Origin of the sequence: Achromobacter sp. ESBL13 (genome assembly GCF_036668755.1) — a bacterium.
Lineage (GTDB): Bacteria > Pseudomonadota > Gammaproteobacteria > Burkholderiales > Burkholderiaceae_B > Achromobacter.
In genome coordinates this window covers 320,919-337,119 of the sequence record NZ_JAZEVT010000001.1, presented here as the reverse complement: position 1 = coordinate 337,119, position 16,201 = coordinate 320,919, and the positions used below count along the sequence as shown (strand labels likewise).

Annotated in this window: 11 protein-coding genes; all 11 read right to left on the bottom strand. The window is 66.5% G+C overall.

Features of this window, described 5'->3' with window-relative positions:
* Nucleotides 1-236: 236 nt before the first annotated feature.
* The 11 genes from flhF to cheA all read right to left on the bottom strand — a co-directional run bounded on the left by flhF (nucleotide 237) and on the right by cheA (nucleotide 16,183).
* On the bottom strand, nucleotides 237-3,638 hold the full coding sequence (flhF, locus tag V6F88_RS01530; protein ID WP_332607601.1) for a flagellar biosynthesis protein FlhF: 3,402 nt from the start codon (nucleotides 3,636-3,638) through the stop codon (nucleotides 237-239).
* Complete coding sequence (gene flhA / locus V6F88_RS01525; RefSeq protein WP_332607600.1) at nucleotides 3,638-5,755, bottom strand: flagellar biosynthesis protein FlhA; 2,118 nt, start codon at nucleotides 5,753-5,755, stop codon at nucleotides 3,638-3,640. Before flhA ends, flhF begins: the two co-directional genes overlap by 1 nt.
* A gap of 3 nt (nucleotides 5,756-5,758) precedes the next feature.
* Nucleotides 5,759-6,913, bottom strand: a complete 1,155-nt coding sequence (gene flhB, locus V6F88_RS01520; protein ID WP_332607598.1) for a flagellar biosynthesis protein FlhB — start codon at nucleotides 6,911-6,913, stop codon at nucleotides 5,759-5,761.
* A gap of 110 nt (nucleotides 6,914-7,023) precedes the next feature.
* Nucleotides 7,024-8,568: a methyl-accepting chemotaxis protein gene (locus V6F88_RS01515; RefSeq protein WP_442880121.1), complete on the bottom strand. Its 1,545-nt coding sequence runs from the start codon at nucleotides 8,566-8,568 to the stop codon at nucleotides 7,024-7,026.
* Nucleotides 8,569-8,719: 151 nt separating this feature from the next.
* Nucleotides 8,720-9,355, bottom strand: coding sequence for a protein phosphatase CheZ (cheZ, locus tag V6F88_RS01510; protein ID WP_006219034.1), 636 nt, complete (start codon nucleotides 9,353-9,355; stop codon nucleotides 8,720-8,722).
* Between the two features lie 8 nt (nucleotides 9,356-9,363).
* Nucleotides 9,364-9,753 carry a chemotaxis response regulator CheY gene (gene cheY, locus V6F88_RS01505; protein ID WP_006219033.1) on the bottom strand — a complete coding sequence of 130 codons (390 nt, stop codon included), beginning with the start codon at nucleotides 9,751-9,753 and terminating at the stop codon, nucleotides 9,364-9,366.
* A 49-nt stretch (nucleotides 9,754-9,802) separates the two neighbouring features.
* Complete coding sequence (locus tag V6F88_RS01500; RefSeq protein WP_332607597.1) at nucleotides 9,803-10,861, bottom strand: protein-glutamate methylesterase/protein-glutamine glutaminase; 1,059 nt, start codon at nucleotides 10,859-10,861, stop codon at nucleotides 9,803-9,805.
* Nucleotides 10,862-10,881: 20 nt separating this feature from the next.
* Nucleotides 10,882-11,736: a CheR family methyltransferase gene (locus V6F88_RS01495; RefSeq protein WP_046806440.1), complete on the bottom strand. Its 855-nt coding sequence runs from the start codon at nucleotides 11,734-11,736 to the stop codon at nucleotides 10,882-10,884.
* An 8-nt stretch (nucleotides 11,737-11,744) separates the two neighbouring features.
* A complete protein-coding gene (locus tag V6F88_RS01490) occupies nucleotides 11,745-13,448 on the bottom strand; it encodes a methyl-accepting chemotaxis protein (RefSeq protein WP_332607595.1) in 1,704 nt (567 codons plus the stop codon).
* A gap of 93 nt (nucleotides 13,449-13,541) precedes the next feature.
* On the bottom strand, nucleotides 13,542-14,042 hold the full coding sequence (cheW, locus tag V6F88_RS01485; protein ID WP_006219029.1) for a chemotaxis protein CheW: 501 nt from the start codon (nucleotides 14,040-14,042) through the stop codon (nucleotides 13,542-13,544).
* A gap of 17 nt (nucleotides 14,043-14,059) precedes the next feature.
* Nucleotides 14,060-16,183 (bottom strand): chemotaxis protein CheA, encoded by a 2,124-nt coding sequence (gene cheA / locus V6F88_RS01480; RefSeq protein ID WP_332607594.1) that lies wholly within the window; start codon nucleotides 16,181-16,183, stop codon nucleotides 14,060-14,062.
* Nucleotides 16,184-16,201 lie beyond the last annotated feature (18 nt).

The following is a 16,201-nucleotide window of genomic DNA, read 5'->3' as shown; positions in this document are numbered from 1 at the left end:
GGCTATGGGGCGCTGGGGCGCTGGGGCTCTGGGGCGTTGGGGCGCTGGGGCGCTGGGGCGCTGGGGCGCTGGGGCGCTGGGGCGCTGGGGCGCTGGGGCGCTGGGGCGCTGGGGCTTTGGGGCTTTGGGGCTTTGGGGCTTTGGAGCTTTGGAGCTCTGGGGCTTTGGAGCTTTGGAGCTTTGGAGCTTTCGAGCTTTGGAGCTCTGGGGCTTTGCCTTGGCTTCGGCCCTGGACTTCAGGCCCCCGCAGCCATCTCCAGCATGGCGAACATTTTCAGGATCGCCACGGGCAGCAGGCGGCCCGACAGCTTGCGTTCCGAACCCATGATGCCGGACAGCGGGCCGCGCACGACGGCGGCGGACGGCGAATGCGCCATCTGCCAGCAGGCCGCGCCCAGTTGGCCGGCCATCAATGACTGGCGCGCCAGCGTGTGGGCGCCGTCGACGGTGGGCAGCGCCTGCCACGCGTTGGCCATGTAGCGGAAGCCGGCCTTGGCTTCGTCCTGCAACACCAGCCAGCGCGCGACGGTGGCGGCGTCGGCCTGGGACGCGGGCAGGTTGGTCAGCCCGAACAGCTGTGCGGCGATCTCGCCGCTGACCGTATCGATCAGACGCGCACACACCAGACGGATGGGCGCGGTTTCGGAGCGGCCCGGCAGGGTGATTTCGGTGCCCGACGCCCACAGCGCCAGCGGCACGGCCTGGCCGCCCTGCTCGTGCGTCAGGCCGGGCATGTCGCCGGGCTGGCCCACGGGCAGATAGCCCACGCTTTTGCCGACGGCATTCAGGTTGGTCGGGCATTCGTCCTGCACCACGCGCATGCCGCCCGGGCAGCGCGCCACCCACGAGGCGCCCTGCTCGCTTAACGACTGCCACAAGGCCGACGTGCCGGCCTCCAGCAGATGCACCATCGGCAGCCGCGGCAGTTGTTCGCCCAGCCAGCGCACGCGCGCTTGCAAGGCCGGGCCGGCATCCGCCAGACCCGCCGCGCCGGGCGCGAACGAGGTCAACATGCCGTGGGCCAACGCCAGCTGCTGCGCGGGCGCGGCCAGGGCCACGCCCCGGTCGCTCATCAGCAGCGCCCCCATCAACACACCACCCGGCAAGCCCTCGCCCTTCATGCTGGTCTTGCCGTGCATGGCCAGCAGGTGGCGGTTGCAGGTGGCCGAGAATTCACGCCGCACCATGGCCAGCGGGTCGTCGCCCAAGGCCGCCAGGCTGGCGCCCGCGCCATCGCCGACATAGTCGCGCCAGGACGCCCGGGCTTGTACGCAGGCCGGGTCGCTGTCGAGCATGGCGATCGTGTCATCCAGATTCTGCGCGGCGGCGATCGACGCCGGTCCGCCTTGCGGGCGCAGGATGGCCGAGGCCAGCAATTGGCGGCGGCGGGCAGGATCAACGGCGTCGGCCTCGCGGGCGGCCGGCACCAGCGACGCCAGGTCCGCCTCGCTGGGCGTATACAGGGCGCGCGCGCGCTCGACCATGGCAAAAGCGCGGTCGATCAGCACGTCGGCGCGCGCCAGTTCCATGTGTTCGGGCACCTTCTGCCCCACCGACATGTAGTGGATGGGCAGGCGGTGGCGGATGGCCGTGTCCAGCGCCGCGCCCAGGCGGGTGGCTTCGTCCAGCTTGGTGATGATGCAGCCGGCCACGTCTTCGCCCACGCCGTTGCGGTAGGCGTGCGCCACTTCGTCCAGCGTGTCGCCCTGGCTGGCGGCGTTCAGCACCAGCAGGCGGCGCACGGGCTTGCCGGCGCTGGTCAGCATCGCGGCCTGCTCGGCCACCAGGCGGTCGCGCTGGCTGATGCCGGTGGTATCGATCAGCACGATCTTGCGGTTGCCCAGTTCGGCAAGAATGCGGCGCAGTTCGCCGGCGTCGCGCACGGAATGCGCGGGCACGCCCATCAGGCGGCCGTAAATCTGCAATTGTTCCAATGCGCCGATCCGGAACAGGTCGGTCGTCAACATCGCGACCTGGTCGCGGCCTTCGCGGGCTACGCAACGGGCGGCCAGCTTGGCCAGCGTGGTGGTCTTGCCGACGCCCGTCGGGCCGACCAGCGCGTACACGCCGCCGGCCAGGAATTCGTCTTCGGAGGCCACCACGGGCAGGTGGGTGACCAGTTCATTGCGCGCCCACGCCTGGGCGGCGTCGGACGACAGCCCTTGCGGCAGGCGGTCCACCAGCGTGCGCACCAGCTTTGTGCTGAACCCGGCATCCAGCAGGCTGCGGAACAGCGCGGCGGCGGCGGCTTCACGAGTCGCGCCGGGGCGGCCACCCCAAAGCAATCCGTCCATCCGCGTTTCCAGCGCACCGCGCAAGGCGCTGATGGCATCCTGCAAACCGGCCGTGGTGTCCGGCGGCAACGACGGCGGTGCCTGACGCAACGGCGCGTCCGGCATGCGGGCCATGGACGGCGCGGGTGCGGACGGCGCGGGTGCAGCGGCTGCGGTGACCGCGGCGCGCGCGGTGGTCGAAGACGCGGCGGGTGCATACGCGGCGGGTGCGACGGCCGGGGATGCAGCGGGCGCATAAGCAGCCGGTGCGGCGGACGATGATGCGGCGGGCGCATAAGCGGCGGTTGCGGCGGCCGAGGGCGCGGCGGGCGAATACGCGGCGGTTGCGGCGGCCGAGGACGCGGCGGGCGAATACGCGGCGGGTGCGGCGGCCGAGGACGCGGCGGGCGAATACGCGGCGGGTGCGGCGGCCGAGGACGCGGCGGGCGAATACGCGGCCGGTGCATTGGCCGACGATGCAGCATGCGCGGGGGCCGACGATGCGGGCGCATACGCGGCGGGTATCGCGGCGGAAGTCGCAGCAAGCGGCGACGCGGCAGCAAGCGGCGACGCGGCAGCCATCGACGTGGCGTGCGTCGGCGCGCCTGGACGGGCTGGTGCCAAGGCCGGCAGCTCGACGCGGGTCGCGGCGCCTACCAGCGGGGCGACCGGTGTGGAAACTGGTTGCGAAGCAATAGGTTGCGCGGCCGACGACTGCGCGGTCGCGGGTTGCAGCGGCGTCGGATACGACGCCGCCGAGGGCATCGCTGCCGAACTCGCCTCAACGGGCGAGCCGTCTTCTTCCGGCTGGGCCGACGACGCAAATGCCGATTGATACGCGGCAATCGAGCGCGACGGCGTCGTGTAGCCGGGTTGCGGCATGGCGGGCGGCGCCGCCGTGTAGGGGCGCGCTTCTTGCCGTTCGGGCGCGGCGCCATAAGCTGCGGCGGGCTGCGCGCCATAAGGTGCAGCGGGCTGCGCGCCGTAAGGTGCAGTGGGCTGCGCGCCGTAAGCCGAGGCGGGCTGCGCGCCATAAGGTGCAGTGGGCTGCGCGCCGTAAGCCGAGGCGGGCTGCGCGCCATAAGGTGCAGTGGGCTGCGCGCCGTAAGGTGAGACCGCCGGACCCTGCGGACGCGAATCCGAAGGCGCGGCAGCCGCCGCCCCGGACGCGCCAGCGCGCGACGACATGTCGCGTTGCGGCGTGTCCGACGCAGAATCCTCGAACGCGCCATCCACCGTGGCCAGTACTTCCACGCCGCCGTCCACGCTGCGGTTGGACACGATCAGCGCGTCCGGGCCCAGCGCCAGGCGCACCTGGCGCATCACGTCACGGCTGTTGGCGCCTACAAAGCGGCTTATCTTCATTACCCATTACTCCCGCCGATCAGCGCGGTCACGCGGACCATGCGCTCATCCGGTATTTCCGTATTCGACAACACGCCCAGCTGCGGCAAATGGTGGCGCAGGAAGCGCGACAGCGGCGCGCGCAAGACTGGCGATACCAGCAGCACCGGCGCATTGCCCTGCGCTTCCTGGCGCTCGACCGCCGCCTGCGTTTCGCGCAGCAGCGTGTCGGCCAGGCCGGGCTCCAGGCCGCCGCTGGTCGTCATTGCCTGCGACAGCACGCGTTCCAGCTTCACGTCCAGCCCAATGACCCGTAACTCGCCTTCGCCCGGGAACCACTGCTGCGTGATCGCGCGGCCCAGCGAGCGGCGCGTCAGCATGATCAGTTCGTTGATGTCGGGTTGACCGCCCGTGGCCGCCGCCTGCGCCGCCAGGCGCGGGCCGTGCTCGGACAGCGTATCGATAATGGTGCGCATGTCGCGGATCGGCACTTCTTCCGACAGCAAGCCTTGCAGCACCTTCTGCAACGCCGTCAACGACAGCGTCTTGGGCACCAGGTCTTCCACCAGCTTGGGCGCGTCGCGGCCAATGCGGTCCAGCAGCTGCTGCACTTCCTGGCGACCCAGCAGGTTCGAACCATGGCGGTGCATCAGGTGATTCAAGTGCGTGGCCACCACCGTGCCCGCGTCCACCACCGTGTAACCGGCCACCTGCGCCTGATCGCGCAAGCCCCCATCGATCCACAGCGCCGGCAAGCCGAACGCCGGATCGGTGGTGGGCGTGCCCTTGATCTGAATGGTGACGCCGCCCGGGTCGATGGCCAGCCACTGACCCGGCATCGCCACGCCATGGCCCACTTCCACGCCCGACAGCAAGATGCGGTAATCGTTGGGCTTCAGTTCCAGGTTGTCGCGAATGTGCACAACAGGCGGCAAAAAGCCCACGTCCTGCGCGAACTTCTTGCGCAGGCTGCGGATGCGATGCAGCAGCTCGCCGTTCTGCGCGTGGTCCACCAGCGGGATCAGGCGATAGCCCACTTCCAGCCCCAGCTGGTCCACCATGGACACATCGTCCCAACTGGCTTCGGCGGCTGCCGCCTGCGCTTGTGTGATCGCGGCCGGCGGCACCACTTCCGCGGCTTGCGCAGCAGCCAGGCGCCGCTTGTGCAAGGCCCAGCCACCGTAGCCCAGCGCGGCGGCCAGCGTCAGGAACGCCACGTGCGGCATGTTGGGGATCAGGCCCATGATGCCGATGATGCCGGCCGTCAGGAACAGCACGGCCGGGTTCGAGAACAGCTGGCTCATGATCTGCTGGCCAACGTCCTGGTCGGTCGACACGCGCGACACCACCACGCCGGCCGCCGTCGAAATCACCAGCGCCGGAATCTGCGCGACCAGGCCGTCGCCGATGGTCAGCAGCGTGTAGACGCGGCCCGACTCGGCCATCGACATATCGTGCTGGGCCACGCCCACGATCAGGCCGCCAATTACGTTGATCACCATGATCAGCAGGCCGGCGATGGCGTCACCGCGCACGAACTTGCTGGCGCCGTCCATCGACCCGAAGAAGTCGGATTCCTGGGACACTTCGGCGCGGCGCTTGCGCGCTTCGTCTTCGCCGATCAGGCCCGCGTTCAGGTCGGCGTCGATGGCCATCTGCTTGCCGGGCATCGCGTCCAGGGTGAAGCGCGCGCCCACTTCGGCGATACGGCCCGCACCCTTGGTGATAACGATGAAGTTGATGATGGTCAGGATCACGAACACGATGATCCCGACCGCAAAGTTGCCTCCCACCAGGAAGTGGCCAAACGCCTCGATCACCTTGCCCGCCGCGTCGGGGCCGGTGTGGCCGTGCAGCAGCACGACGCGGGTGGACGCCACGTTCAGCGACAGGCGCAGCAACGTTGCAAACAGCAGCACGGCCGGAAAGGCGGCAAAGTCCAGCGGCTTGCGCGTGAACATGGCCACCAGCAGGATCATCACCGACAGCGCAATGTTGAAGGTGAACAGCAGGTCGAGCAGGAACGTGGGCAGGGGCAGCACCATCATGCCCAGCACCATCACGATCAGGACCGGGCCTGCCAGAAGCCGCGCATGGCCGGCCCCGCTACTCTTCAACATGGTGAGCAAAGCGCTCATACCTTAGACTCCTTGTGCTGCGGTTTTTGCTTGCGGGTCCAGCTCGGCGGGCACGGCCAGACGGGTCGGGGCCGTCGGTTGGACGCCCCATCCCGACCGCCACGAACGCAGCTGGAAGACCCACGCCAGCACTTCCGCCACCGCGGTATATAGCTCGGCCGGGATTTCCTTACCCAGGTCGACGTGTTGATGCAATGCGCGCGCCAACGGCGGCGCTTCCAATGTGGGAATACGGTTTTCGGCAGCCAGCTCGCGGATCTTGGCAGCGATCAGGCCGGTGCCCTTGGCAATCACGCGCGGGGCGCCGCTTTTTTCCTCGTCGTACTTCAACGCCACGGCGTAGTGGGTCGGGTTGGTCACGACCACATCCGCCTTGGGCACCTCCGACATCATCCGGCGCCGCGCCGCCTGGCGCTGCTGCTGCCGGATACGCGCCTTCACGTGCGGATCGCCTTCGCTTTCCTTGTGTTCCTGGCGCACATCCTCTTTGGACATGCGCAGCTTTTTCAAATGGCTCCAGATCTGCCATGGCACATCCAGCAGCACAATCACCAGCAGCGAGGACACGATCAACGCGCAGCAGATCGCCACCAGCGACAGCGCCTTGATCAGCGCGGCCGACGGGGCCACGTGCATCAGGCCCAGCATGTCGTCGTGGTAGCGCCAGATGACCCAGACGGCCACCCCACCCACCAGCAACGCCTTGGCCAGCGCCTTGATCAGTTCGACCACCGTCTGCGACGAGAACATCCGCTTCAGGCCGGCGAACAGGCTCAGCTTCGAAAAGTTGGCTTGCAAGGGCTTGCCGGAAATCACGATGCCGCCCAGCAACACGCTGGACAGCACGGCCACCACCGCCAGGACGCCGAATACGGGCAGCAAGGCGGTCAGGGCGTGGCCGAAGCCGATCACGGCCTGCTCCACCATCACGCCCGGGTCCGTCACGATGCGCTGGTCGAACGCCAGGCCGTTGTGCAGCACGCCGCTCATGCCCTGGTACAGCGAACCGCCCAGCGCCCAGATCACCCCGACACCGGCGGCCAGCATCATGAACGTTCCCAGTTCGCGGGAACGCGCAATCTGCCCCTCCTCGCGCGCCTTTTCCAGGCGCCTGGGAGAGGCTGCTTCTGATTTCTCGAGGTCGCTTTCTTCAGCCATGCTCTGCGGTGTCGTTGCGGCTCGCGGATTTTCGGATTACGAGCCGCCCGCCGAGATTCTAGGATTGCCCGGGGTTGGGCGATAAGCCAAGAAGCGGGAAGAAAGCGGCGCTATTCGCCGTTGCGCGCGATAGCGGGTGCGCGGGCGCCGTCCAGCGCCGCCTGGAAGCGCACGTAGTCCAGCCCGATACGGACGGCGCCCCAGTGTTCCGACCCCAAATAAAGCGGGACAGAAATGTCGTTGACGATCTCGCCGGTATCGCGCGAATAGGTCTGGAACAGCATCGCCCCGGTATTGGCCGCCAGCCGCGCACCAACCGGATCGTCAAAGATGCGCTTGTGCCGCGCCCGCGCAATGTCCTGTTGCGGGTCGCCGGTGGGCGGATGCGAAAAGCGCCCGTTATGGGCGGGCGCATAGCCGCGCGCATCCACCACCAAGGTGTAGATGCCGCCCGGCACGGCGTCCAGCACCTCGTCCAGCAGTTGCGTCAGGGCGTCGTCGATGGCCCGGTCGTAACGCGTGTGATAGCGCGGCGGTTCGCTGCCCGCGATGCGCTGGTAGTGGCGGTCGAACACGTCCACGCCCCGGCGCCGGGCATCGTCCAGCAGGCGCGTCGCCGCATCGCGAAAACTCTCGACCACCTCGCACAGCTGGTCGAAGGCGGTACGGCCGGTGCGCACGTCCGCCAGCACCTCCTGCACGCTTTCCGTCTGGCGGCGGATGCGATCGATCTCGTCCGACATGCTGCCGACGCGGCCCAGCACATCGGCGCTCAAGGCGGCGATGCGGCCCACTTCCTGGCTCATGCCGTGGTTGGTGGCGTCAACGTCGCCAATGGCCTGCACGACCTCGTTCACTTGCAGGTTCATGCTGCCGAAATCGCGCACGAAGCGCTCGAAGTCGGTGCAAGTGCGACCCAGCACGGCGCCGGATGCATCCACGTCTTCGCGCAGCGTGCCGGTTTGCCGCTGGGTGGTGTCCACCAGGTCCAGCATTTCAACCGTATGCCGGCCGATATCGTTGGTCGCGGCGTTCACGCGTTCGGCCAGCCGCCCCACTTCGCTGGCCACCACCGCAAAGCCCCGCCCCGCGTCCCCTGCCCTGGCCGCTTCCACGCCGGCATTCAAGGCCAGCAGCTGGGTTTGCAGCGCAATGTCCTTGATGAGCTTGCTGATGTCCGCCACCGAGCGCGCGCGCACGGTCAGTTGACCCACCACTTCGGTAAACGCGGCCATTTCGCGCGTCATCCGATCGACCCGGGATTTGACGTCGGACAGCTCGTCCAGCGCCGCTTCGGCCGCATGCAGGTTCTTGCCGGATACGTCGGCAATCTGGCGTGCATGTTCGGACGTGGACGCCGACAACGCGGCAATCTGCGCGCCGCTGTCGGCCAACGCGCCCGCCGCCCGCGCCTGCTCTTGCGCCAGGGCCGAGCAGCGCCCCGCCTGGTATTGCGTGCGGGCCGCGTTCAACGCGATTTCAATGCTGGATTGCCTGACGGTGACCACGCGCCCGCGCATGCGCGACAGGAAACGATGCAGGGGAAATACCGCGGGACTTAAGGAAAAGGTGCGTTCCGACAACGTGCCGTCGCCCCGGTTCAAGCGGCGTAACAGTGCCCACATGCCGCCGAGGCGGAATACGGATCTGGCCATGATGGACCTCCTTGTGCTGGCCCGGACCGCCTTCTGTGGGCGTCCGTTGCCTGGCGCGCGGCGCGCGCCTTGTCTCGTACTGCAAGGCCCCCCTGCTTATTCTTCTATGCACGCGCCGCCGGCGGCCAGGCCGGGCGGCGCGATGGGTCGATCAGAACCCCAGGCTGGCCAGCAGGTCATCAACCTGGTCCTGGCTGGTCACCACATCGGTCTTGCCCTGCGGGCTGATCTGCGGACCGTTCAACAGGCTGTTGGCCTCGTCGCGGCGTTCCTGCGGCACGTTGTCCAGCAGCACCTGCAACAGCTCGCGCTCAATCGCGCCGACCACGTCCATCATGCGCATGATGACCTGGCCCGTAAGGTCCTGGAAATCCTGCGCCATGATGATTTCCATCAGCTTGGACTGCGTCTGCTGGGTCTGCTTGGGCACGTCCGCCAGGAAGGCGCGCGTGTCCTTGACCAGTTCGCGCGCTTCGGGCATCTCCAGGGGCTGGTCGTACCACTGCTGCCAGCGGCTATCCAGCGCCTGCGCCGAACGCGACATACCGTCCTGGATGGGGCCGGCCTGCTCGGTGGCGTTCAGCACGCGGTTGGCGGCCTGTTCGGTCATCTGCGCCACATAGCGCAGGCGATCGCGCGCATCGGGGATGGCGTTGGCGGCGTCTTTGATGGCCTGATCCAGGCCCAGCTCGCGCATGCTGTCGCGCAACATACGCGTCAACGAGGCGATCCGATGGATCAAATCAGGGTTTTCGCCGGCGGGTTCTACATGTTCCGTTGTGCTCATTGCACACCTCAGCCCGCAATTTTCTCGAAGATCTTGGTGAGCTTTTCTTCCAGCGTTGCCGCGGTGAAAGGCTTGACCACGTAACCGTTGGCGCCGGCCTGAGCCGCCGCGACGATGTTTTCCTTTTTGGCTTCAGCCGTCACCATCAGCACCGGCAACGAGGCGAGCGATGCGTCGGCGCGGATCTGCTTGAGCATTTCCAGGCCGTCCAGGTTGGGCATGTTCCAGTCGGACACGACGAATTGGAAGCCGCCGTTACGCAGCTTTTCCAGACCGATCGCGCCGTCTTCGGCCTCGTCGACGTTCTCGAAACCCAGCTCTTTGAGCAGGTTGCGGATGATCCGTCGCATGGTGGGGAAGTCATCCACCACCAGAATCTTGATGCCCTTGTCTACCATCTTTCACTCCAGAAGAAATTTGCTTGAGATCGATCGGGGTGCAGTCGCGTTACACGCGGTGCCCACGGTCGCCCAGGCGAGTCAGAATGCGTTCGCTAATTGCCGACAGCGCAACCACTTCGTCGGCCGCGCCAATGGCGATGGCCTCGCGCGGCATGCCGAACACCACGCAGCTGGCTTCGTCTTGCGCGATGGTGTGCGCGCCCGCGCGGTGCATGGCCAGCATGCCGGCCGCGCCGTCCTTGCCCATGCCGGTCAGGATGACGCCGATGGCGTTCTTGCCCGCGGCCACGGCAGCGGAATTGAACAACACGTCCACCGACGGGCGGTGGCGGTTGACCGGTTCGCTGGCTTCCAGTTCGATTACGTAGTTGGCGCCGCTACGGCCCAGGCGCATGTGCGTGTCGCCACCCGGCGCCAGATACACGTGGCCCGGCAGCACGCGGTCGCCATGGACCGCTTCGCGCACCGTCACCGCGCACAGCGCATCCAGCCGCTGCGCGAACGAACGCGTGAAGCCGGCGGGCATGTGCTGCGTAATAAGAATGGCGGGGCTGTCCGGCGGCAAGGGTTGCAGCACTTCGCGGATGGCCTCGGTGCCGCCCGTGGAGGCGCCCACGATCACCAGCTTTTCCGAGCTGGCCAGCGGCCGACGCAACATCGGCGCGGGCGCGGCCGGCGCGGCGTGCGGCGTGGGCGCGCGCAACTTGGCGCGCGAGGCGGCACGGATCTTGTCGGCGATGATCTCGGTGTATTCCAGCAGGCCGTCGCGGATGCCCAGCTTGGGCTTGGTCACGAAGTCGATGGCGCCCAGCTCCAGCGCGCGCAGCGTGATTTCACCGCCGCGCTCGGTCAGCGACGACACCATCACCACCGGCATCGGCCGCAGGCGCATCAGCTTTTCCAGGAAATCCAGCCCGTCCATGCGGGGCATTTCCACGTCCAGCGTCAGCACGTCTGGGTTGTGGCGCTTGATCAGGTCGCGGGCCACCAGCGGGTCGGGCGCGGTCGCAACGACTTCCATGTCCGGCTGGCTGTTGATGATTTCGGTCATCAGCCCGCGCACCAGCGCGGAGTCGTCTACACACAAAACGCTTATTTTTTTCATTGCTTGCTGCCTCGACCCGTTCAGGCCTTACTCGCACATTCGTAGACGGTCTGCCCGCGCAGACGAAAATCACGGCTGATGTAGGTGAAGTTCTCGGAGTGCCCCGCAAACAGCAGGCCGCCCGGCTTGAGCAGCGGCGCAAAGCGCTCCAGGATCTTCGCCTGTGTCGGCTTATCGAAATAAATCATGACGTTGCGGCAGAAAATCACGTCGAACTTTTCGTTGATCGGCCAGCTGGGCGCCAACAGGTTCAACGTTTCGTACCGCACCATGTCGGCAATCTCGGGGCGCACGCGGACTTGGCCGGCGTTGGCGCCACGGCCCTTCAGGAAGAAGCGGCGCAGGCGCTCGTCTTCCATCTTGGCCACGCGTTCGGCCGGATACACGGCGGCGCGCGCGCGGTTCAGCACGTTGGTGTCGATGTCGGTGGCCAGCACCGTGGACGATGCCGCGCGCGGGCCCAGGGCCTCGACCAGCGTCATCGCAATCGAATAAGGTTCTTCGCCCGTGGACGCCGCACAGCACCACACCGACACCGGGCCGCCGCGCTTTTGCGCGAAGTCGGCCAGGATGGGAAAGTGATGCGACTCGCGGAAAAAAGCCGTCAGGTTCGTCGTCAGGGCATTGACGAATTCTTCCCACTCGTGGGCGTCGGGCTCGTTTTCCAGCTGGTCCAGATAGCTGCCGAAGTCGTGGCGGCCCAGCGCGCGCAAGCGTCGGGCCAGGCGGCTGTAGACCATTTCACGCTTGTGCGTGCCCAGCGAGATGCCCGCGCGCGCGTGGATCATCTTGCGGACGCGGGAAAAGTCCGCGTCACGAAAATCGAATTGGCGGTCCACCGAGATGGACGGCGCCTGGGTTGCCGCAGTTGCCACGCGATTCCTCAGTGCCCAAGCGCAAACGCGTCAGGCGCTTGCAAACGAGAGTCTTCATCGGACGGGCGCGCCGAAGACAGGCGATGCGCCGGTACTTCGATGACTTCGCCCGCATTGATCTTGAACACCGCCACGGCTTCCGCCAGGCGTTGGGCCTGCTCTTGCAGCGAGCCCGCCGCGGCGGCCGCTTCTTCCACCAGCGCCGCGTTCTGCTGCGTGACTTCGTCCATCTGCGACACGGCGCGGTTGACCTGGTCGATGCCGCTGGATTGTTCTTCCGAGGCCGCCGAGATCTCGCCCATGATGTCCGTCACGCGCTTCACCGACGCCACGATTTCCTGCATGGTCGCGCCCGCGCGTTCCACCTGCTGCGAACCGGCGCCAACCTTACTGACCGAGTCTTCGATCAAGCCCTTGATTTCCTTGGCGGCCTGCGCGCTGCGCTGCGCCAACGAGCGCACCTCGCCCGCCACCACCGCAAAGCCCTTGCCCTGCTCGCCCGCGCGAGCCGCTTCCACGGCGGCGTTCAGCGCCAGGATGTTGGTCTGGAAGGCAATGCCGTCGATCACAGACACGATTTCCGAGATCTTGCGCGAGCTGGCCGAGATGTCGTGCATGGTGTTGACCACTTCCGACACCGCCGAACCGCCCCGCTCGGCAACGTCCGACGCGCTGGCGGCAAGCTGATTGGCCTGGCGCGCGTTGTCGGCGTTTTGCTTCACCGTGGACGCCAGCTGCTCCATGGACGCGGCGGTTTCTTCCAGGGACGCCGCCTGCTGTTCGGTACGGCTGGACAGGTCCGTGTTGCCGGCCGCGATTTCATGCGAGCCCACGTTGATTTCGTCCACGCCCCGACGCACGGTCGACACCGTGCGCGTCAGGCTTTCCTGCATGCGTTTCAAGGCGGCAAACAGCTGGCCGATTTCATTGGTGTTGCGCACGTCCACGCGCGCGGTCAGGTCGCCGCCCGCGATGCGGTCAAAGTGATGACCGGCCTCTTTCAGCGGCAGCAGCACGCGGCGGCGCAGGAAGATATAGGTGGCGAACACCAGCAGCGCGGCGATCACGCCACCGGCGGCCACGGCGATCAACACAAATTGGTAACGCACCTGCGCCACTTCGTGCGCGTCCAGCATCTTGCTGGCGCGCCAGAAATCAAAGCCTTCGACGGCGCGGGCAAAGCGCCCTTCCAGCGCGTCCTGCACCGTCTGCACCTGCTTCTGGTAGGCGGGCATGTCGGCCTTTTCCAGCGCGGCGACCAGCGGGGTCAAGCCCTGCTGCACCAGCGCGGCGTACGACGCTTCGATTTCTTTCAGCGATTCGGCGGCTTCCGCCGGTTGCGGCAGGCTCTTGTAATACTCGTATTCGGCCTGGCCCTTGTTCATGGACGCCTTGGCGCGTTCCAGCAAACCGGTGGCTTCCGCCGACAGGCCCGTCGTCAGCAAGGTGGCCTGGCCCACGCTGCCCACGATGTCGGCATAGTTGGCGGTGGCGGCGCGGCCCAGGCCGCTCATCGTGTCCTTGTAGCTGTACACGACGCGGCCCACCGCGTCGTCCAGTTCCTGCGCTTGCTTGATTTCGGCCAGGGTGCCATTGCTGATGCGCAGGGACAGCACGCCCAGCGCCGCCCCAATCACCAACATGAATGAGAAGAACGCCAGCACCCACAACAGGCTGCTGCGTATCGTCATGTTCGCGAAAAACTTGCGCATCTCAAGAACCACCCTTTGACTGCAATCGTTAAAGGAAAGCGCCACATCGGATTGAATATGGCGCCTCTACCCCGCGTTCCGGCCGGATTCCGATCAGGAAGCGACCTTCTCCACCAGCGCCATTTCATCGCTGGTCATCATCTTTTCGATGTCGACCAGGATCAGCATGCGTTCGTCCACCGTGCCCAGACCGGTCAGGTATTCGGTGGACAAGGTGGCGCCGAATTCCGGTGCCGGACGAATCTGGCCGGCGTTCAACATCAGCACGTCGGACACGCCGTCAACCACGATGCCGACCACGCGGCGATCCAGGTTGAGAATGATGACGACGGTCTGCTCGTTGTAGTCGACGCGACCCAGGTTGAACTTGATGCGCAGGTCCACGATCGGGACGATGATGCCGCGCAGGTTCGTCACGCCCTTGATGAACGTGGGAACGTTGGCGATACGGGTCACCGTGTCGGCGTCGTAGCCGCGGATTTCCTGCACCTTCAGGATGTCGATGCCGTACTCTTCGTCGCCCAGCGTGAAGACGAGGAATTCGCTGCCGACATCTTCGTTGCGCGCGGATTGCGCTTGCGGTTTGGCTGCCATGATTTTTTATTGCTCCATCAATTCAGAATGGCTTCGGGCTGCGACCAACGCTCACGGTTGGCGCGCGCAAGCGCAAATACGTCGACAATCAGGGCCACGCTGCCATCACCCAGGATGGTGGCGGCCGAGATGCCAGGCACCTTGCGGTAGTTGGATTCCAGGTTCTTGACCACCACCTGGTGCTGACCGATCAGGTGATCCACCAGCAGTGCAAAACGGCGGTCTTCGGCCTGCATGATGACCGCGATGGCCTGCGTGGGATCGGTCTGCGCCTGGGCAACCGAGAACACGCGGTGCATCTCGACCAGCGGCAGGTATTCGCCGCGCACATGCATGACGCGTTCGTTGCCCGCCACCGAGTAGATCTGGTCGTTGGTCGGTTGCAGCGATTCGGTAACGTGGTTCAGCGGCAGGATGAAGGTTTCTTCGCCCACCCGAACCGACATGCCGTCCAGAATGGCCAGCGTCAGCGGCAGCACGATGCGCGTGGTGGTGCCGTTGCCCGGCTCGCACGACAGCTGCACGTGGCCGCCCATGTCCTGGATGTTGCGGCGCACGACGTCCATGCCCACGCCGCGGCCCGAGATGTCCGTGACCTTTTCGGCCGTGGAGAAACCCGGCGCGAAGATCAGTTGCCAGATTTCATCGTCTGGCGAATTCTCGTTGACGGCCAGACCCTGTGCCATGGCTTTCTTCAAGATCTTTTCGCGGTTCAAGCCACCGCCGTCATCGCTGACTTCGATGACGATGTTGCCGCCGTTGTGTTGCGCGGACAGCACCAGCTGGCCAACCGGGTCCTTGCCGGCGGCGATACGCTTTTCGGGCGTTTCGATACCGTGGTCCAGGCTGTTGCGCACCAAGTGCGTCAGCGGGTCGATGATGCGTTCGATCAGGCTCTTGTCCAGCTCGGTCGCGCGGCCGTAGGTCTGCAATTCGATCTGCTTGCCCATCTTGCCGGCGATATCGCGCACCAGACGCGGGAAGCGGCTGAACACGTAGTCCATCGGCATCATGCGGATCGACATCACCGCTTCCTGCAAGTCGCGGGCGTTGCGTTCCAGCTGTTCCATGCCGTTGAGCAAGCGGTCGTGCAGCACCGGGTCCAGCGTGGACGCGGTCTGCGCCAGCATGGCTTGCGTGATGACCAGCTCGCCCACCAGGTTGATGACCTGGTCGACTTTTTCAACGCCCACCCGAATCGACGTGGATTCCTTGTCGGCATGCGCGGGCGCAGCCGGACGCGAGGCGCGGGCGGCGGCTTGCGTGATGGCGTCGGCCGCGGCGGCGGTGTCGGCGACCGACGGCACGGGCTCGGCGGCGACGGGCGCCGGGGCGGCTGCCGGTGCCGGGGCCGCTGCCACGGGTTCGGCCACGGGCGTGGCGGCCTGGGCGGCGGGCGCGGCTTCGCGGGTGATGGACAACTGGTCGCCGTCAACGATGAAGCAGCACACCGCTTCGATATCGTCCGGCGTGCACGTGCTGTCCATCCACACGGTCAAGGCGCCGTTGGCACGTTCGCTGGCGCGCACGTTGCCCAGGTTGCCCATTTCTTCGAGCAGCGACGCGGCGTCCTTGTCGGACACCTTGGTGATCCTGACCTTGAGCGGCAAGTCGCCGGCGTCAGCCGCCGGCGTCTGTACGGGTTCGGGCGCGGGGGCCGGCGCAGCGGCGACAGGCGCGGGCGCAGGGGCCACGACGGGCGCGGGGGCCGCCGGCGCGGCCACGGCCGCGGCGGGGTCCTTATGCTCCAGCGCCAGCTGCCTCAATACGGCGCAGATACGCTCAAACACGGCTTCATCGGGCTCTTCGGAGGCCCGGTAGGCATCCAGTTGGCTTTTGAGCACGTCTTTCGTTTCCAAGAAGATATCAATCATGTCCGTGCGCAGCGCCATTTCGCCGCGACGGATTGCGTCAAGAAGGTTTTCAAGCAGGTGGGTGGTGCCCGCCAGCTGCGTAAAACAGCCGAATGTCGCCGCGCCGCCCTTGATCGAATGCGCCGCGCGGAAGATGGCATTGAGCTGTTCAATGTCGGGAGACCCTACGTCGAGCTCCAGCAGCAGCTGCTCCATCTGCGCGAGCAGCTCATCCGCCTCGTCGAAAAAGGTCTCGTAAAACTGACTGAGGTCCAAACCAGAACTCATGACCCGTACGCCTTCATA